We start from the raw sequence: 18,691 nt of genomic DNA on the forward strand, positions 1-18,691 counted from the left end.
TAATTAACAATTATATCTCATGGGAAGAGCGTTTGAATACCGCAAAGCAAAAAAATTTAAACGTTGGGGAAATATGGCCCGCGTATTTACTAAGTTAGGAAAAGAAATCACCATAGCCACAAAATCAGGCGGCCCTGACCCGGATGCCAACCCGCGCCTACGTGTATTGATGCAACAGGCGAAAAAGGAAAATATGCCCAAGGAAAATGTGGAACGTGCTATCAAGAAGGCTACTTCTAAAGATTACACCGACTACAAAGAAATGAACTACGAAGGATATGGTCCTTTTGGCATTGCTATATTTGTTGAAACAGCCACAGACAATACCACCCGTACGGTGGCCAATGTACGCAGTTATTTCAATAAATACGGGGGTTCATTAGGCACAAGCGGCAGTTTGGAATTTATCTTTGACCACAAAGTCATCTTCCATGTGGTAAAAAAAGAAGATATTGCATTGGAAGACCTGGAACTGGAATTGATTGATTTCGGTGTAGAAGAGGTGGAAGAAGATGAAGATGAAATCATTATCTCCGGAGAATTCTCTCAAAACGCAGCCATTCAGAAATACCTGGAAGAAAATGCATTCGAGATAAACAGCGCTGAGTTTGTACGTATGCCGAACGACTTGAAAGAGGTTAGTCCCGAACAACGCGAACAACTCGATAAGTTACTCGAAAAACTGGATGAAGACGAAGACGTACAGAATGTCTTCCATAATATGAAAGAAGATCTTTCAGACGAAGAATAACCATTTTTTAACGATGAACGATTAATCATTAATCGTTCATCGTTCATTCAATTACTTACTGGCCTTCAAGCCGCGGATAACCGAAGAGGTGAATCCGGATAATTCCATTTCATTCAACCCCTTTATCGTAATACCTCCGGGAGTCGTGACCTTATCTATTTCCGTTTCCGGATTCGTTTGATTGGCCAAAAGAAGTTCGACAGCCCCTTTGACCGTATTGACAACAATCTCCTGCGCTTCACGCGGATAAAAGCCCAACTCCACGCCACCTTCAATCACTGCACGGATATAACGCATCGCAAAAGCAATGCCACTGGAAGCAAGAGCTGTACCGGCAGCCATCAACCGTTCTTCTATCAACATCGCATTGCCCAATTCATTAAAAATCTGCAACAGAAGGTTCGTCTGCTCCTCCGAAGCATTCCGGCTGGAAACAAAAGTCATGCTATGCATCACTTCTATTGCTGTATTGGGCATGACACGGAAAATAGTTGGAGTAACCATACAGTCGTATTCCAGATCCTTTGTCAGGAAAGTATTCAATTGATCAAAGGTAACACCAGCCGCTACCGAAACAATCATCTGCTTGTCAAAATCAAGTACGGGTTTAATCTCATTCACTATTTCTTCCACCCGCCAGGGTTTCACTGCAAGGACAAGGATATCCGCCGCCTGGGCTGCTTCCCGGTTGTCATGGGTGAGTACAAAATCCGGATGCATCGCTTTGATTTTGGCAAGCGACTCTGCCGAGCGTGTGGTACATATGATATCTGAAGCCTTAAAAATACTTCCTTTGGCCAATCCACAGGCAATGGCTCCTCCGATATTACCCGCTCCTATTATCGCGATCTTCATTTGTTTGAGATTGTTATATTTTATCAATTGCAGCGACAAATGTAGAGAAAATAATCGGATGTCTGAAAGGGTTATTGTATATTTGCACACAGATGTCACACTTAAATGCAAGTATATGAAGAAGTTTCTCGCTATCTCTACGATGATAGCCTGCTCGCTCACAACAGTTGGAGCACAAGAAAATAACGGGTATGTATTTACCCCTGTAAAAGAACTCAAAATCACTCCCGTTCAAAATCAAAATCGTTCCGGAACATGTTGGTGTTTTTCCACCTTGGGATTTATCGAATCGGAACTGATCCGCATGGGAAAAGGCGAACACAACCTGTCGGAAATGTTTGTGGTAAACCATACTTACAGAGATAAAGCAGAAAAGTATGTCCGTTTACACGGCAATATGGAATTTGCACAAGGAGGAGCCTTTGATGATGTTATCTACGCTATCAAACATTACGGTATCGTTCCCGAATCGGTTATGCCCGGCCTGGAGTATGGAGAAGACATTCATGTGCACGGCGAAATGGATGCTGCCATGAGAGGTTACGTGGATGCTATCATCAAAAACAAAAACAGTAAATTATCTACTTCCTGGAAAAAAGGATTTGCCGGTATAGCAGATGCTTACCTGGGTGCTTTGCCTACGACTTTCAATTATGAAGGAAAAGAATATACACCGCTTAGTTTTGCCAAAGAATTAGGAATCAATGCCGACGACTATGTGTCGTTGACTTCTTACAGCCATCATCCTTTCTATTCGGTTTTCCCGATCGAAGTACAGGATAACTGGCGCTGGTCTGGTTCGTACAACTTGCCGATCGACGAACTCATGGAAGTGTTTGACAATGCCATCCACACAGGATATACCATTGCCTGGGCTTCTGACGTGAGTGAAATCGGATTCACACGCAACGGTGTAGGTGTTGCTCCCGATATCAAAGCAATTGAAACAGCTGGTTCCGACCAGGATCATTGGGTAGGACTGAGTGCTACCGAAAAGAATGCAGAGATTCGCAAACGGGTTGAACAACCGGGTGTACAGGAAGTAACTGTTACACAAGAAATGCGTCAGGAGGCTTTCGATAACTACCAGACAACGGACGATCACGGTATGCAGATCTTTGGTATTGCCAAAGACCAAAACGGAAAGAAATTTTATATGGTGAAAAATTCATGGGGCACAGACAGTAAATACCAGGGTATATGGTATGTATCCGAAACTTTTGCCAAATACAAAACAATGGATATCATCGTACACAAAGATGCTTTACCCAAAGCTATCAAAAATAAATTGGGTATCAAATAAAGCAACCTGAAAGGGTATACAAAAGAAGAAAAGGCGGAATCCCATCAGATCCCGCCTTTTCTGTTTTCAATACAAGAACAAATCATTTCACAAGTTTCAGCGTATAGTTAAGGTCAGAGTCTATTCGCGCCATTTCTTCATTCAAAAATAGTAAGTCTCCCTCTTCCAAAAGAAGAAAAGCAATTTCTTTTCCTCCATCATTGGGGAATAATTTATAAACGATTGCCTGTTCATCCCCGGGAATGCCTCTTTGTATTTTACGTTTTCCATACGTTGAAAAAGGCTTATCCTGCCCGTCTTCGGCATCCAGATAAGTCATCTTCAGATTAAAAACACCGTCTTCACTGTCTTGTTGGAAGTACAAAGTCAAATCATATGCAATACCCGGCACGTCTGCCCCGGGAAGCAAACCATTATACCTTCTCTCTATCACGGCTCCTTTGCCTTCTTCTATCGGCAACGAATCACGCATATTCACTACCTTTTCAGGTGTTTCAGAAACAACAATCGTTTCTTCTTCTACCATAGAGGGGACCTCCTTCTTGGCTTGTTTATTACTACAAGCAACCAGCAAAACAAGGGCTAATAAGCCCATTACATACTTTTTCATTTTATTATTCTATTTGGGTTTCACCTTGCACATAGAACAACATACCACCTAGTAATTGTTTTGAAAAACCATCACTTTGTGAATCAATACATAAATTGCCGTATGAAAAAAGTGTATCGTTTTTATCTTAGATTAAAGCCCAGGCGCCCTAACAAAACGGCTTCTTCAGGCAATGCGTTCAAGACAGTATATGCCTTAAACTCACGGGGATAATTATAGTTTTTACGGAATAATTCGAAGTCCTCCTTCTCCTGACGCAAAGAAAGGTCTACGGGCAACGGATTGAAACAGGATAAAATGGCCTGTTCCACCCGGTTCGTCGGGAAGGCAGAAAGATCAATGAATGGGTTGGCGGGAGCTTCCGGCTGCACCTGCCCTATCCGGTCAATGGGTATTTGAAAGAAGCGACTGATCTCTTCCAGGCAGATACGCGTAGCATTCGCCTTTCCATCTGCCGAAAAACCGGCAATATGAGGGGTCGCTATAGCCGTTTGCGCCAATAACTCAGCCGATATATGCGGTTCGTTTTCCCAACAATCAAGGATTAACTGATTTATCTTCCCCTTTTCCAAGCCATACAGCAGAGCGGAGGTGTCATGAACAGCTCCCCGGCAACTGTTGATCAACCAGGGCTTCTTTTCTAATCGCTGCACAAAAGGAGTATCGAGTAAATGATAAGTTGGGTGTTTCCCCTCCCGGTTTAATGGGGTATGAAAAGTGATTATATCGGCTTCCCGCGCCAGCGTATCGAGAGAGACAAAACCGTCTCCGCCCTCTTTTTCCGCACGCGGAGGATCATTGCACAATATCCGCATGCCATAAGCCGTACAAAGCGCTTCTACTTCCCGGCCCACATGGCCTAGTCCGACAATACCCAGGGTTTTGTTTGTCAAAGGTTCGTTTGTGCGCAAAGAAAGAGTGACCAGACAGGCTAAAACATATTCGCCAACCGAACGGGCATTACATCCCGGAGCATTCTTCCAACTTATACCGGCAGCCTCACAGTAGCGGGTGTCAATATGATCAAAACCGATGGTCGCTGTTGTGATTAATTTGACACGGCTTCCTTCCAGAATAGAAGGTGTGCATTTATCTATACTGCGCACAATCAACACATCGGCATTCTGCACGGCTTCCGCAGTAAACTGACTGGAAGGTATATAGCGAACCTCACCTAAAGGTTCAATCACTCCCTTCAAGAAAGGGATGGTATTGTCTGCCACAATAATCATAATCGTCTTTGCTTCGGCTTGTTTTTTCGTGTGTAAAGGTAGAGAGATTCCATGAAAAGAGAGAGGAAACCGGAACAAAAAGCCTATTTGTCTAATTTTTTAGTCAAATAAATGATAAAATATTTGCCGACTAACTTTTTAGTCATATATTTGCACCGGTACATAACAATAAGAAAGGATAAAATGATGCAACTCACCAAAGCAGAAGAACAGGTCATGCAATATTTATGGAAACTGGGAGAAGCTCCGGTACAAGAGGTACGTGAATGTTTTGAGGATCCGAAACCCTCGCGCACCACTGTGTCTACGATTATTCGTATTTTGGAAAGCAAGGGATTTGTCGACCACAAGGCCAGTGGACGCGGATTCACCTATTACCCTCTCATAGCCAAAGCCGATTATTCCAAAGATCAGCTTTTTGGTATGTTGAAAGATTATTTTAATAATTCTTTTTCTTCTATGACTTCTTTTTTCGCCAAGGAATCCAATCTGAGTGTTCAGGAAATGGAAGCCTTACTGGAAGAAGTTAAACGGGAAATCAAAGAGAGTCAAACCAAATAATCGTGAGGTATGGAAACGTTCGGAATATATAGTCTGAAAGTAGGTCTTATACTTCTCGTATTCGGGAGTATTTATCAATGCTGTTTACGCCGGGAAAGTTTTCACCGCTTCAATCGCTTCTTCCTGTTGACAGGTATTATGGCTGCGCTGTTTCTTCCTCTGATAGATGTACATTATCCGGTGGAAGAGATGGCTCCTTCTCTTTCTGTTGTGCCTTCTGTCCTTCCCCTCTCCTCTCCTTCTTATGTACCGGAGACGGTGAGTGAAAAGACAGATAACCCTTTCTTATTCAATGATCTCCTATGGGTTATCTATTTCCTGGGAGTAAGTGTTCTACTGATATACCGGTTCATCGGCTTATCGCGGTTGTATGCGGTTATTCGTACCTATGGTTATCAGAAACTCAACAACTATCATTTGGTAAAATCACCGGCATTTGATGCTTCTTTTTCTTTCTTTCGTTTCCTCTTCCTTCCGGATACCTTGATCCAGGCTAATGAAGAAGAGATGATTGTCAAACATGAAGAAGCACATATCCGACAATGTCATTGGTTTGATCTGTTACTGACCAATATATTGCAGATCGTCTGGTGGTTTAATCCTTTTGTATGGTTTTATGAAAAAGCTGTGCGGGAAAATCATGAATATTTGGCCGACAATGCCGTCCTGAACAAATACAACAGGGCCGATTACCTGTCTGTGATGGTCAATCTATGGCTAAAAACCCCTGTTTTTCCGCTGGTAAACTCATTCAGTTATTCAAACCAATTAAAACGTATAAAGATGATGAATAAAAATAATTCCCATCCATTAAAGAAATTATTTGCTTTATTGATACTGCCTGCACTGGCTCTCTTCTTCTGGGCCTTTGCCGAACCGGAATATACCGTGACTCACGCCGAAACTTCGTTACAGAAAAAGACTTCTCCTGTCTCTCTAACGATAACACCAGAAAAAGACACGCTGACGAATAGTGTCGTAATTGGAGGTAAAAAGATGAAATTACACAAACCTCTGCTTGTGGTGGATGGAAAAGAAGTATCTCATTCCTTCCAAGATATCAAAGCAGAAGAGATCGCCTCCCTTTCCGTACTGAAAGAACATCTTGCCACCCACTTATATGGAGAGAAAGCGGCTAACGGAGTCATCTTAATTACCACCAAAAAGGGAGAACAATCCCCCTCTGAGGAACTAACAGCCATTCTGGAGAAAATGGATGAGTCCTTAATCAAAATCCAGGGTAAAGTAACAAGTGAATCGGGAGAGAAAATAATTGGCGCCAACGTAGTAACCAAAGATTCGCCCCGAGGGACTGTTACCGATCTGGATGGCAACTTCATACTGCATGTCGAACCCAATGCAATTATTGAGGTAAGCCATATCGGTTACCAAAAGTCTCCCTTCAAAGTGGAAGAAAACAAACAGAAATATACGATTCAGTTAAAAGCCAAATGAACAAAAGGGCTGTCCAACTTTACTTTTTGGACAGCCCTTTCTTCTTTTATTCCGTTTCCTTTTCAATCTTCTTCTTTATATTCCAAAATATCCCCGGGTTGGCAATTCAGTTCTTTGCATATCGCCTCAAGCGTTGAGAAACGAATCGCTTTGGCTTTTCCCGTTTTAAGTATCGATAAATTGGCAGGCGTGATATCAATCCGCTCGGCTAAATCCATCAACTGGATCTTACGTTTAGCCATCATTACATCTAAGTTCACAATAATTGCCATATGCTATTTAATATTTTTCTTCCTGTACGGACTCTGAGGCCTCCGGTTGAGTTAGTTCGGCTACCTGAGGTACAGGCCAGTCCACTGCTTTCATCTTTTTTATCACCACAAGAGAGAGGATAAAGAGAATTGCAGCTCCTGAAATCCAATACCAATAAGCAGTAGGTCCGGTCAGATCTACCAGGTATTTCGCATCCGGGTAATACCGCATCAGGAATACGGAGGCTCCGTTATTAAGTATATGTATAAGGATTACGGGCAATAAACTTCCGGTCTTATAATAAATCCATCCCAAAAGGAGTCCGATAAAAAAGGCATTTACCACCTGGGCCGGATTGCCATGAACAAGCCCAAAGATAAGGGCAGATACAAAAATCGCCTGTGCCGGAGACAGCTTTTGCATGAATAGACGCATAAACGTCCCACGGAAAAGTAATTCCTCCATAATCGGCCCTACAATTACCACAGCCAATATACCAAACAGGTTCCCACTCATATCTATAAACATATCTTCTAATAGATTCGGAAGCGGCACATAGGTTGCAAACACATCATACAGTATGTTATAAGAGAGAACCAAAGCCAGGCATAACAAAATCATTTTGACAGGAGAAGCCATCTCCCAGGTTTGTTTATCCGTATTAAAATAGTGTTTTTTATACAAATACAAGCTTAGAAGGATAGCCGAAAGAAGAGTACCTATGGCCATGCCTGTCATAGATATAGCCCCCCCGGGTTCACCCCCTTTCGCCATACTATTTATAACGGAATAGATTGCAATCGGGAACATTACACAAATCTGTATTGCGAAATAGATCAATAACAGTTTTATTGTTGTTTTTACCATGATAATTATTTTTTATATTGTTAATTTTTATTTTTTACACCTCTCTCTTTATTCGAAAGTTTCTACACACTTATATTGTCAGATCCTGTTCCTCTTTCAATTTTAAACCCACCGAGAAAATCTCTGCCACCAGGAAAGATACCAAGCCCAGGATCAACGTACTCGCTTTAATAATACTGCCGTTACTGATTACATAATCCGGAATTTGAATGGCTTCCATCGCCTGCTGATAATAAAAATACTCTATACAGACATTTACGATAAACAGCGTGATGAAACCTCCTCCGATTTCCCGTAACCGGGTTACATTGACCCATTCAAAAATGATCGACTTATTCACTGCCAGAATCAGCTTGATAAAACAAACCACGATAAGGAAAAAGGCCGCTATCAAAAGTAATACACCAAGGAATACCCAAAACATATTTAACGGACGGGAAAGGCTTGCTGGTGCCAAAACCACTGTTTCCATAGTCCTTGCCGGAAGCCAGCTTTCGCTTTTCTGATTATACACCGAATCCGTCATCTGCGCATAGTCTGTCGGAACAAGTGTCAGATAATAAAGATCAGTATCCACAACTCCCGTTACTCCCTCTTTATAACCTCGCATGAAACTATCTTTCGAATCACCGAATTCTTCGACAAAAAAGGCGGTAAGATGAAGTCCAAAAGCACATATAATCAGTAGTGTAATTAAATTAAAACGTTTCTTCATAACTTCTATTTTTAATTGTTTTTCAAATATTATTTATCGTTTTTCGATACGCAAAGAAATACATAGTTTTTGAATTCCGCAAGTATTTTTATCGTTTTTCGATAATTATTTTCTGTTAAAAGCGGACACAGTGTTCGTTTCCGAACACTTTAAACCAATCAACAACGCAGTAAATCAGACAAATAAGTCTTTGGCATAGGTTTTGCCAACCATTGAAAAAAAGCATTACAATGAAAAGATTCTTCCTTTTTCTTCTTCTCTCAGGAACAATAATCCAGGAAATGCGTCCACAAGAGCATGTTCATCGACTCAAACTGACTTTAAAAGAAGCCATTCAGTTGGGACAATTGCAATCGGTTGATGCGGCTGTTGCCCTGAATGAGTTAAAAACGGCCTACTGGGAATACCGTACACATCGGGCCGATCAATTACCGGAGGTGACTTTCAGCGGAAGTCTTCCCAATTATTATAAACGATACAATAAATACCTGAAAGAGGATGGTTCCTATTCTTTTATCCGTAGCCACTCTTTAGGGTTGAAAGGGGAATTAGCAATCACACAGAACATTGCACTCACCGGCGGCCAAATAGCCCTGAACTCTTCCCTGGATTTTACACGTCAGTTGAGCGATAACATATACAATGAATATATGAGCGTTCCTATCGGGCTTACCTGGACACAACCCATCTTCGGTACCAATCATCATAAGTGGGAACATAAAATCGAACCGATAAAATACAAAGAAGCCCAGGCGGCTTATATCGAAAATGTAGAAGATGTTACATTAAAAACGATCAGCTATTTCTTTAACCTTTTGTTGGCGCGCGAGAATCTGACCATAGCCAATCAAAACCTGGAAAATGCAGATAAAATATACGCAATTGCTGTAGCCAAGAAAGAGATCGGACATCTTTCCGAGAGTGAACGGATGCGTCTGAAACAATCCGTCCTCCAGGCCAAAGGGAGAGTTACAGAAGCTCAAGCGAACGTAAACGCCAATATGTTTCAACTTCGTGCCTTTTTAGGTCTGAGCGAACAGGACATCATTGATCCGATATTGCCGGAGTTGGCACCCAACCTGCGGATGCATTATCAGGAAGTATTAAAGAAGGCACAGGAGAATAACTCTTTTGCCCAGAATATTTTACGCCGCCAATTGGAAGCCGACTACGAAGTGGCTACAGCCAAAGGAAATCAACGAAGTATCAACCTGTTTGCTTCTATCGGTTATACCGGCAAAGATAAAAAAATGGCCGATGCTTACCAGGCATTGCGGGACAACCAAGTATTGGAAGTAGGTGTTTCTATCCCGCTCATCGATTGGGGCAAACGGAAAGGGAAAGTAAAAGTAGCCGAATCGAACCGGGATGTCGTGCTTTCACGCACCCGCCAGGAACAGATCAAATTCAATCAGGACATATTTCTGCTTGTAGAGAATTTCAACAACCAGGCGATGCAACTGGAAATAGCCGCCGAAGTAGATGAACTGGCAGAAAAGAGATACCAGACCTCGATTGAAACCTATCTTATCGGAAAGATCAGCATCCTGGATCTGAATGATGCACAAACATCCAAAGACAATGCCCGCCAAAAACATATACAGGAATTGTATATGTTTTGGAACTATTATTACAACATCCGCAGTATTACCTTGTATGACTTCCTGAATAACCGTACCCTGGATGCAGACTTTGAAGAGATTATCAGAAAATAAGAGTATACAAAAAAATCTGCCTATCTTTACAAACAATAACGAGACCTATGATATTAATAGTTGATGATGACGCCGTTGTCCGTTCCTCCCTCTCTTTTTTATTAAAAAGAGCCGGATATATTTGTGAGGCTGTTTCCTCTCCCCACGAGGCCTTAGAGATTGTACGCGTCACCGCTCCGCAATTGATCCTATTGGATATGAACTTCAGCCTGACAACATCCGGGGAAGAAGGCATCCAACTATTGAAACAGATAAAGATATTTACACCCGAAGTTCCGGTTATTCTCATGACAGCCTGGGGATCCATTGCTCTGGCTGTACAAGGGATGCAGGCTGGCGCATTCGATTTCATCACCAAGCCCTGGAACAATTTGGTATTATTAAACACCATCCGTACCGCCCTCGCACTGAGCGAACAACAGAAAGAAATAAAACATCCATTGAACCGGGAAGAGGCAAAAAACACTTTTCACTTCGACAAAATCATTGGACAAAGCCCGGCCCTATTGGATGTATTAGGCACTGTCTCCCGCATTTCCCCCACCAACGCCTCTGTTTTAATCACCGGAGAAAGTGGCACCGGCAAGGAATTGATCGCCGAAGCCATCCACATGCATAGTCCCCGTAAGAAAGAACCTTTCGTCAAAGTGAATTTAGGCGGCCTCTCGCAAAGCTTGTTTGAGAGTGAGATGTTCGGCCATAAGAAAGGAGCATTTACTGACGCCTACATCGACCGGACCGGACGTTTTGAGATGGCTCACAAAGGAACGATCTTTTTGGATGAGATCGGTGATCTGGAATTATCCTGTCAGGTGAAACTGCTCCGGGTATTGCAAGACCAGACTTTTGAAGTGTTGGGAGATAGCCAGGCACGCAAAGTGGATATTCGGGTGGTAAGTGCCACCAACTGCGATCTGAAAGAAATGGTTGCCGCACGTTCTTTCCGGGAAGATCTGTTCTACAGAATCAACCTGATAAACATCCACCTGCCTTCGCTACGGGAAAGAAAGGAGGATATCCCTCTACTGGCCCGTTATTTTGCCCGTTTACAGTCTGAGACGAATCATCTACCGGAGGTTGATTTTTCATCCGAAGCACTTGTCTATCTACAAAGTCTGCCTTTCCCCGGCAATATACGCGAATTAAAAAATCTGGTCGAACGCACGATACTCATTTCCGGCAAAGCCCGATTGGAGGCAAGCGACTTCAAAAAACAAAACCTTTCAGCGACGGATCCGGCCTCCCCTGTTGCTGTGTCATGGGGTGGCATGACTTTGGATGAAATAGAAAAGAGAACCATTTTACAAGCCCTGGATACCCATAAAGGCAATCTATCACATGTAGCATCCACATTGGGTATCAGCAGAGCCGCCCTATACCGCCGGTTGGAAAAATACGGAATCGCTACAGACAAATAAAATACAGCCGGATGAAACTGAAAAGACTTTTTGGGATACTGACAGTTCTTTTGTTAACCACAATGGCTCTATTGACCTATCAGGCTTTTTATGCCTCTTCTATTTATCAATTCTTCATCGTTGAAGGATTGGTTCTCCTCACGGTAATCTACCTTATCGTTTTTTATCGTCGCATCGTTAAGCCCTTATACATCATTGGCAATGGCATGGAACTCCTGCGCGAACAAGACTTCAGCTCCCGGCTGGGACGGGTAGGACAGACAGAAGCCGACAAAGTAGTTGATGTCTTTAATAAGATGATGGAACAACTCAAAAACGAACGTTTGCACCTGAGGGAACAAAACCATTTCCTGGATCTGTTAATCAATGCATCCCCCCTGGGAGTCATCATACTCGACCTGGAGAGAAAGATACAATCGGTCAATGCAGCAGCCAGTCAAATGATCGGGATCCACTGCATGGAAGAGTTTGTTGGAAAAGAATTTACAGAAATCGATTCTCCCCTCACTGCGGAATTAATTCACATCCCTTTACACGAAGCGCCGACCATCCGGTTGAATAATGCCCATATATACAAATGCACACACTCTTCTTTTGTCGACAAAGGATTTCATCACTCCTTCTTCCTTATAGAGTCGCTGACGCAAGAAGTGTTTAAAATAGAAAAGAAAGCCTATGAAAAGGTGATAAGAATGATTGCCCATGAGGTGAATAATACGACAGCCGGTATCACCTCAACCCTGGACACCCTCGAAAATGCCTTCCGGGAAGTAGAAAACATGGAAGATGTATGCGAGGTATTACAGGCCTCGATCGAACGTTGTTACCGGATGAGTCATTTTATAACGAACTTTGCCGATGTGGTTCGCATACCCGAACCGGAGATCCGTCAGTATGCACTAAACAGCGTGGTTATTTCCTGTAAACGTTTTATGGAAACGATCTGCCGGAACCGGGATATCCACATCCTGATGGAGCTGTCGGAAACCTCCCCTGTAGTATCTATCGACAATAGCCTTTTCGAACAAGTATTGGTTAATATCATTAAAAACGCAGCCGAAGCGATTGAAAACAAAGGAGAAATATATATCCGAACCACCCAATACCCGGCTTGTCTCGAAATAGCCGATACGGGTAAAGGCATAAAAAAAGAGACTGAAGCCAAACTCTTCACTCCCTTTTTCTCAACCAAACCCAACGGACAAGGCATAGGTCTTATCCTTATCCGGGAAATCCTGCAAAAGCATCATTGTACTTTCTCGCTTCGTTCCTATCCGGACGGATTGACACGATTCAAAATCTTTTTTCACGAAACGCCTCTAAAGGAAAGCTTCATTTAAGCATATCCTTTCAGCATCCCATAAAAATATAAAGGTTTAAGCGCATACACCTTCACCAACCAGGCCAGACGGGATTCTTTGGATGCATCCATCAGGCTGAAAGGGAAAGAACTCTTTCGTTGCTTTGCGAAGTCAAATTCACACATCAACACATGTCCGTAATCCGTCACAATCGGACAAGCGGCATACCCATCATATTTTTCCATAGGTTCTTTGCCCTCCATCACAGAAATAAGATTCTTTGCAGCAATCGGCACTTGCATACGAATAGCGGCCGAGGTTTTACTTGTTGAGATACCGGCACAGTCACCCAGGGAAATAATATTAGGATAAGTCTTATGAATCAATGTTTCATTATCAACCATCACCCAGCTGTCCGCTGCCAGCTTGCCTTCTGTCCATCCCAAGCCGGCGTCGCGGATAAAATCCGGAGCGGACATCGGTGGGGTGAAATGCAGAAAATCATAATCCTCTTTGAAAAAGGTAGAGATCTTCTCTTCATTTACCGTTTCTATTTTTTCAAAATGTACTTGTTTGGCGGCCGTATCCACTCCTTTGACCCGTACATTCACTTGTATAGGTATATTTCTCTCTTTATAGATATCCAACAGGCGAGGGGTAAAATAAGGCACATCATATAATACTTTGGAGGCGGTATAAAAATGAAAGTTCACCTTTTCCCGGGCTTGCTGCTTGCGGGTATAATGCTCTGTCAACAAACATATTTTCTTGGGAGCGCCCCCGCATTTATGCTTGGTATAGGTGTCTGTATATATGCCTTTCCCGCCTGTCTTTGCAAATTCCTGTATGGCCTTCCAGGTTTGCTGAGCCCCCCGGTAGTCGTAAATAGAATGGGCATTCCCTTGTCCCAGGGTGTCATAGGTGATACCTTCGACCTTATTCCAGTTAATCTGCAAACCGGGAGTCAACACCAAAAAGTCATAGGATACTTTCCCATTGGCAGCGGTCCTTATTTCATTCGTAACCGGATCGATAGCCGTAACAGTGTCTTTCATCCAGACAATGCCTTGGGGGATACAGTTTTCTTGTTTTTTCCATACCTCATCCGCGTTGTAAACACCGGAGGCTATCAAGGTAAAACCGGGTTGATAATATTGGCGGTCGCTCGGATCTATTAATACAATTTGTGGATTCTTCAACCAACTTTTCAAACGGGCAGCCATACTGATACCTGCAGCTCCCCCTCCGATAATAACGATCTTTCCTTTTGCCTTGCTTGAGAAGGCTTTTGATTCTTGTGAGTTTATAAAAGGTAAGAGACCCAGTGCTGTTGCATATTTCAGAAAGTCCCGTCTACTCAATCCCTCTTCTTCCATTTGGTCTAATTGTGTTTTCATTCAATTAAATTATTTTCTTCCGTATTCTATGTAAACGACAAAGGTACACATAAAAAAAAGAGGATGTGGCCTCACCACATCCTCCTTTGCTTAACTTATATAAATAAATCATAACCATTGTTTCATGAAACCATCCATCTTCTCTGCATTCTCTTCCAGGCTTTGCAATAATTTAAACTGCGCTTTGGTGCGCACCAGGTTATGCTCCGGATAATGAATCTTATAATAGGTGTCTCCATTGATATAATCCGTAAAGAAACGCACGGTTTGCATATAGGTCAATAAACGGCCACCATAAGGCAACATGGATATTTCCAACGGAGTCAGAAACGATTGGGCTCTTTCCATATATCCCCGGGCATAAGCCTCGAAAATCGGCAGATTCACATTTACATTATCCAGGTTCTTATCGTCTTCCGCTCCTGTATTGGCTCCCGTACGGATGAAATCACCGATATCCGAAAGTACAAAACCCGGCATTACAGTGTCTAGATCGATGACACAAAGAACCTTGCCTTCTTCATCAAACAGGATATTATTTACCTTTGTATCGCAATGATTCACGCGTTTTTTCAATTTCCCCTCCCGGTATAAATCTTCCTGGATACACATGGCTTTGGCCCGTTTCTCTATCTCGTCCACTAAATCTTTTACTTCAGCCAGGCGTCCGACAGGGTCCGCTTGAACGGCTTCGTGAAATTGCTGCAGACGGAATTCCATATTATGAAAGTCGGGGATCGTCTCTCCCAGGGTTCCTTCCGGGATATCGGCCAACATGGACTGGAAATCACCGAAAGCAAGTCCGGCTTCATAGGATTTTTCGGGGGTTACCTCTTCGTAACTTTTACTGCGGGAAATCAAGAGGCAAACACGCCAATAGCTGTCGCCATCGAAATAATACAGTTTCCCTTCGTTCGTCGGTAAAAAGGTTAATACTTTGCGATCGATATCTTTTTCGCCTTTCGCTTCCAGTTTCTTGCGGATATGCGTGGTCACTACATGAATATTGTTCTGCAACATATCCACATTCGTGAAAATATGATGGTTGATTCGCTGCAAAATATACTTTGTCTCTCCGTCATCCGTGACGACCTTCAATGTATCGTTGATATGTCCGTTACCAAACGGTTCAGCCGAAACCGCTTTACCTTCCAGAGGGAACTGGGCAAGAATGTGCATCAATTGCTCTTTTGTTTTTGTCATGGTATTTCTATTTTATTTGCGTGCTAAAGTTGGCTGCAAACTTAGATAAAAAAAATGAGCGCATCATGCTTTTTACAGTATTTAAGAAGAAAAGAAGGCAAAATGCGTGAAAAAATAAATTGCCGATAATCGTCGGCACAATTGCCGATATATGTCAGCACAAGTGTCGACAATTATCAGCACAAGTGTCGACGACTATCGACACTTTTATTTCCCCGCACTCGGGCGTTTTCATAGGCAAAAAAAAGCCCCGGTATTTCTATACCGGGGCCTCTTTCAGGTTCGTTATTAACCTGTTTATTTCTTGTTACGGTTACCGTAGCGGTTCATGAACTTATCAACACGTCCTGCCGTATCCACCAATTTAGATTTACCGGTATAGAACGGGTGAGAAGTATTAGAGATTTCAATCTTTACCAGCGGATATGTTACTCCGTCAATATCGATAGACTCCTTTGCGTTGATCGTTGAACGCGTAATGAAAACGTCCTCGTTAGACATATCTTTGAATGCTACTGGACGATAATTTTCAGGATGAACACCTTTTTTCATTGCTTTATTATCTGTTTTTAATTTATTATTCTTCTTTAAAAAGGTCCATTGACAGTATCAATGTATCTTTAATAGTCTGGTAACCGGTAAATTTGGGTGGCAAAGGTATGGATAAGTGTTGAACAAACAAAGAAAAACGATTTATTTTTTACTCAATATCTGATTTTGGCGTATTTTAAGGGTTATTTTTTATGCTATAAGACATGTTTTATGGCGATTCTTATTATCTTTGTCCAAGTTTTTAAATCATTAACGTAATACATATACTACAATGGTAAGTTACAAAGAATTAGGCCTTGTAAACACGAAAGAAATGTTCAAGAAGGCTATGGCAGGTAAATATGCAATCCCTGCGTTCAACTTCAACAATCTGGAGCAAATGCAAGCGATTGTTCAGGCTGCAGTAGAAACCAACTCTCCGGTAATCCTTCAAGTATCAAGCGGTGCACGTAAATATGCCAACCAGACTTTACTTCGTTACCTGGCAGAAGGAGCCGTTGCTTATGCCAAAGAACTGGGTTGTGCCCAACCACAAATTTGTCTTCACTTAGATCATGGTGACTCTTTCGAATTATGCAAAAGCTGTATCGATACAGGTTTCTCTTCTGTCATGATTGATGGTTCGCATTTATCTTATGATGAAAATGTAGCTTTGACCAAAAAAGTAGTGGAATATGCACATGCACACGATGTGACTGTAGAAGGTGAATTAGGTGTATTAGCAGGTGTAGAAGACGAAGTAAGCTCTGACCACCACACATATACCGAACCGGACGATGTAGTCGACTTCGTTACCAAAACGGGTTGCGACTCATTGGCTATCTCAATCGGTACATCTCACGGAGCTAACAAATTTACACCGGAACAATGTACCCGTGACGCAAACGGTCATTTGGTACCTCCCCCATTGCGTTTCGACATCCTGGAAGAAATCGAAAAAAGAATCCCTGGATTCCCTATCGTATTACACGGAGCCTCTTCTGTTCCTCAGGAAGAAGTGGAAACAATCAACAAATTCGGTGGTGCATTGAAAGATGCAATCGGTATCCCGGAAGAACAATTGCGTAAAGCAGCTGCTTCAGCCGTTTGTAAAATCAACATCGACTCTGACAGCCGTTTGGCTATGACAGCCGCTATCCGCGAAACATTCGCTACCAAACCAGGCGAATTCGACCCACGTAAATATTTAGGTCCAGCTCGCGAAAATGCAAAGAAGCTGTACAAACACAAAATCGAAAACGTTTTGGGTTCTGCCGGTAAAGGCGAATGTAAATAAATATTGCCCTTCTGAAGAATACTTTCCCAAGTATTCGCTAAACATACAAAGAGCTATAATCCAATGATTATAGCTCTTTTTTTTATCTCATCAAATGAATCATTCCTCCAACCCTCCTCTGCGAAGGTGATTCTCCATTCTCCATTTTCAATTTTCAATTTTATCTCCTCTCCTTTCATATACAAAAAATGCCGGAAACCATTTCGATGGTTCCCGGCACTTTTTATATTTCTTTATAAACGGCTCTTATTTATTTGCCGGAGAATAGTTCTTATTCAGTACTTCCAACAACTCTTCTGTGATGTTGTATGCATCGTTTGACAATAATACATTATCTCCTCCCGTATTGCTCAGGATAATCTGATAACCACGGTCCACGTTAAAGGCTTTCAATTGAGAGATAACCGTATCACGTAATACTTCATTCATTTGTTGTTGTTCGGTCATCAACTCCTGAGACAGTTTGGCATCCAATTCCTGAATATCTTCATTTTTCTTCACCAGACGTTGACGTTCTTGTTCAGCTCTTTCTCTTGACAAGAAAGCATTATTATCAACTTTACGTTGGAATTCAACCGCATCCTTTTCCAAGTCACGCATTTTCTGAGAAAGATTCAAACGAGCATTCTCCTGACTCTTCATCTGTATCTCATACAAATCCTTTGCATAGTTATAATTCATTAGAAGAGAATCTATATTTACATAGGCAATCGGCAGAATAGCGGTTGCTTCATCTCCTTGTGCAAAGGCCTTTGTTACTGTAGTTTCCTTCTTGTTTGAAAATTGCATAACAAACAAAATAATAATTGCGACAGCTAATACGCCATTAATAACGTAATTAATGTTCTTCATACTGTGTAAATTAGTTCTTTATACTTTTTTAATTTATTTCATTCATTCGCTCAAAGAGACCTTTTTGTTTCATCGCCTCGCGATGTTGTGTCTTTGCGCAATAGATACCTTTCTCACGCAGTGCTTTGTTACCTCCGACATGTGTATTAGGAAATTTCCCTCCCTTTTTCACAATCACTTGAATAGCCAGCAACACAACACAAATAACAAGAATTATAACCGTAAATAAGAGGGTTGTAAGCATTTTCTTTATATTTGTGGACGCAAATATAAGAGTTTAAGTGATTATAAAGTACCTTTTTGGTATTTTATTCTATATTTTTTCGTAGCCAAGATCTTTCTGAAAAAGATTAAGAACAGTATAATAACATCTATA

Annotated in this window: 19 protein-coding genes; 8 read left to right on the top strand and 11 right to left on the bottom strand. The window is 42.0% G+C overall.

All coding sequences use genetic code 11. The features are described 5' to 3' along the window. Positions 1 to 19 precede the first annotated feature (19 nt). Entirely contained in the window at positions 20 to 751 is a 732-nt protein-coding gene (locus D0T51_RS09230) for a YebC/PmpR family DNA-binding transcriptional regulator (RefSeq protein WP_163728335.1), read from the top strand. Between the two features lie 51 nt (positions 752 to 802). On the opposite strand, the gene proC is transcribed toward D0T51_RS09230, so the two are convergent. Continuing rightward, a complete protein-coding gene (gene proC / locus D0T51_RS09235; protein ID WP_163728337.1) occupies positions 803 to 1,606 on the bottom strand; it encodes a pyrroline-5-carboxylate reductase in 804 nt (267 codons plus the stop codon). A 115-nt stretch (positions 1,607 to 1,721) separates the two neighbouring features. Between proC and D0T51_RS09240 the strand changes: the two genes are divergently transcribed. Further along, entirely contained in the window at positions 1,722 to 2,909 is a 1,188-nt protein-coding gene (locus tag D0T51_RS09240; protein ID WP_163728339.1) for an aminopeptidase C, read from the top strand. A gap of 82 nt (positions 2,910 to 2,991) precedes the next feature. Here the strand turns inward: D0T51_RS09240 and D0T51_RS09245 are convergent, their stop codons facing one another. After that, positions 2,992 to 3,519, bottom strand: a complete 528-nt coding sequence (locus D0T51_RS09245) for a copper resistance protein NlpE N-terminal domain-containing protein (protein ID WP_163728341.1) — start codon at positions 3,517 to 3,519, stop codon at positions 2,992 to 2,994. A 122-nt stretch (positions 3,520 to 3,641) separates the two neighbouring features. Continuing rightward, a complete protein-coding gene (gene pdxB / locus D0T51_RS09250; RefSeq protein WP_163728343.1) occupies positions 3,642 to 4,751 on the bottom strand; it encodes a 4-phosphoerythronate dehydrogenase PdxB in 1,110 nt (369 codons plus the stop codon). Positions 4,752 to 4,934: 183 nt separating this feature from the next. On the opposite strand from pdxB, the gene D0T51_RS09255 reads away from it, so the two are divergent. Together D0T51_RS09255 and D0T51_RS09260 are read left to right on the top strand one after the other, a co-directional pair. Continuing rightward, positions 4,935 to 5,312: a BlaI/MecI/CopY family transcriptional regulator gene (locus D0T51_RS09255; RefSeq protein WP_239056763.1), complete on the top strand. Its 378-nt coding sequence runs from the start codon at positions 4,935 to 4,937 to the stop codon at positions 5,310 to 5,312. Positions 5,313 to 5,321: 9 nt separating this feature from the next. After that, on the top strand, positions 5,322 to 6,767 hold the full coding sequence (locus D0T51_RS09260; RefSeq protein WP_163728345.1) for a M56 family metallopeptidase: 1,446 nt from the start codon (positions 5,322 to 5,324) through the stop codon (positions 6,765 to 6,767). A gap of 62 nt (positions 6,768 to 6,829) precedes the next feature. On the opposite strand, the gene D0T51_RS09265 is transcribed toward D0T51_RS09260, so the two are convergent. From D0T51_RS09265 to D0T51_RS09275, 3 genes are all read right to left on the bottom strand, one after another. After that, positions 6,830 to 7,039 carry a helix-turn-helix transcriptional regulator gene (locus D0T51_RS09265; protein WP_163728347.1) on the bottom strand — a complete coding sequence of 70 codons (210 nt, stop codon included), beginning with the start codon at positions 7,037 to 7,039 and terminating at the stop codon, positions 6,830 to 6,832. Positions 7,040 to 7,046: 7 nt separating this feature from the next. After that, positions 7,047 to 7,793: a CPBP family intramembrane glutamic endopeptidase gene (locus D0T51_RS09270; RefSeq protein ID WP_203583362.1), complete on the bottom strand. Its 747-nt coding sequence runs from the start codon at positions 7,791 to 7,793 to the stop codon at positions 7,047 to 7,049. 163 nt (positions 7,794 to 7,956) lie between these two features. Beyond that, positions 7,957 to 8,601 carry a DUF2975 domain-containing protein gene (locus tag D0T51_RS09275; RefSeq protein ID WP_163728351.1) on the bottom strand — a complete coding sequence of 215 codons (645 nt, stop codon included), beginning with the start codon at positions 8,599 to 8,601 and terminating at the stop codon, positions 7,957 to 7,959. Between the two features lie 281 nt (positions 8,602 to 8,882). Between D0T51_RS09275 and D0T51_RS09280 the strand changes: the two genes are divergently transcribed. From D0T51_RS09280 to D0T51_RS09290, 3 genes are read left to right on the top strand one after another with little or no spacing between them, the layout of a single operon-like run. Further along, entirely contained in the window at positions 8,883 to 10,316 is a 1,434-nt protein-coding gene (locus D0T51_RS09280; protein WP_373457016.1) for a TolC family protein, read from the top strand. A 47-nt stretch (positions 10,317 to 10,363) separates the two neighbouring features. Further along, positions 10,364 to 11,734 (top strand): sigma-54 dependent transcriptional regulator, encoded by a 1,371-nt coding sequence (locus tag D0T51_RS09285; RefSeq protein ID WP_163728356.1) that lies wholly within the window; start codon positions 10,364 to 10,366, stop codon positions 11,732 to 11,734. A gap of 11 nt (positions 11,735 to 11,745) precedes the next feature. Next, the gene (locus tag D0T51_RS09290) at positions 11,746 to 13,074 is read left to right on the top strand and encodes a PAS domain-containing sensor histidine kinase (protein WP_163728358.1); all 1,329 of its coding nucleotides are present in this window, start codon (positions 11,746 to 11,748) and stop codon (positions 13,072 to 13,074) included. Here D0T51_RS09290 and D0T51_RS09295 read toward each other — a convergent pair. From D0T51_RS09295 to D0T51_RS09305, 3 genes are all read right to left on the bottom strand, one after another. Continuing rightward, positions 13,071 to 14,432, bottom strand: a complete 1,362-nt coding sequence (locus D0T51_RS09295; RefSeq protein ID WP_163728360.1) for an NAD(P)/FAD-dependent oxidoreductase — start codon at positions 14,430 to 14,432, stop codon at positions 13,071 to 13,073. The genes D0T51_RS09290 and D0T51_RS09295 overlap by 4 nt on opposite strands. 108 nt (positions 14,433 to 14,540) lie before the next feature. After that, positions 14,541 to 15,635 (bottom strand): phosphotransferase enzyme family protein, encoded by a 1,095-nt coding sequence (locus tag D0T51_RS09300; protein WP_163728362.1) that lies wholly within the window; start codon positions 15,633 to 15,635, stop codon positions 14,541 to 14,543. A gap of 297 nt (positions 15,636 to 15,932) precedes the next feature. Then, a complete protein-coding gene (locus D0T51_RS09305; RefSeq protein WP_163728364.1) occupies positions 15,933 to 16,187 on the bottom strand; it encodes a type B 50S ribosomal protein L31 in 255 nt (84 codons plus the stop codon). 271 nt (positions 16,188 to 16,458) lie between these two features. Between D0T51_RS09305 and D0T51_RS09310 the strand changes: the two genes are divergently transcribed. Then, positions 16,459 to 17,463 carry a class II fructose-bisphosphate aldolase gene (locus tag D0T51_RS09310; protein ID WP_163728367.1) on the top strand — a complete coding sequence of 335 codons (1,005 nt, stop codon included), beginning with the start codon at positions 16,459 to 16,461 and terminating at the stop codon, positions 17,461 to 17,463. A 246-nt stretch (positions 17,464 to 17,709) separates the two neighbouring features. Here the strand turns inward: D0T51_RS09310 and D0T51_RS09315 are convergent, their stop codons facing one another. Together D0T51_RS09315 and D0T51_RS09320 are read right to left on the bottom strand one after the other, a co-directional pair. Then, positions 17,710 to 18,315 carry an OmpH family outer membrane protein gene (locus D0T51_RS09315; RefSeq protein ID WP_163728369.1) on the bottom strand — a complete coding sequence of 202 codons (606 nt, stop codon included), beginning with the start codon at positions 18,313 to 18,315 and terminating at the stop codon, positions 17,710 to 17,712. 28 nt (positions 18,316 to 18,343) lie between these two features. Further along, positions 18,344 to 18,559: a hypothetical protein gene (locus D0T51_RS09320; RefSeq protein ID WP_163728371.1), complete on the bottom strand. Its 216-nt coding sequence runs from the start codon at positions 18,557 to 18,559 to the stop codon at positions 18,344 to 18,346. Between the last annotated feature and the right edge of the window lie 132 nt (positions 18,560 to 18,691).

The sequence above is a fragment of the Parabacteroides sp. 52 genome (assembly GCF_010500925.1).
In the GTDB taxonomy this organism is placed as follows: domain Bacteria; phylum Bacteroidota; class Bacteroidia; order Bacteroidales; family Tannerellaceae; genus QVMG01.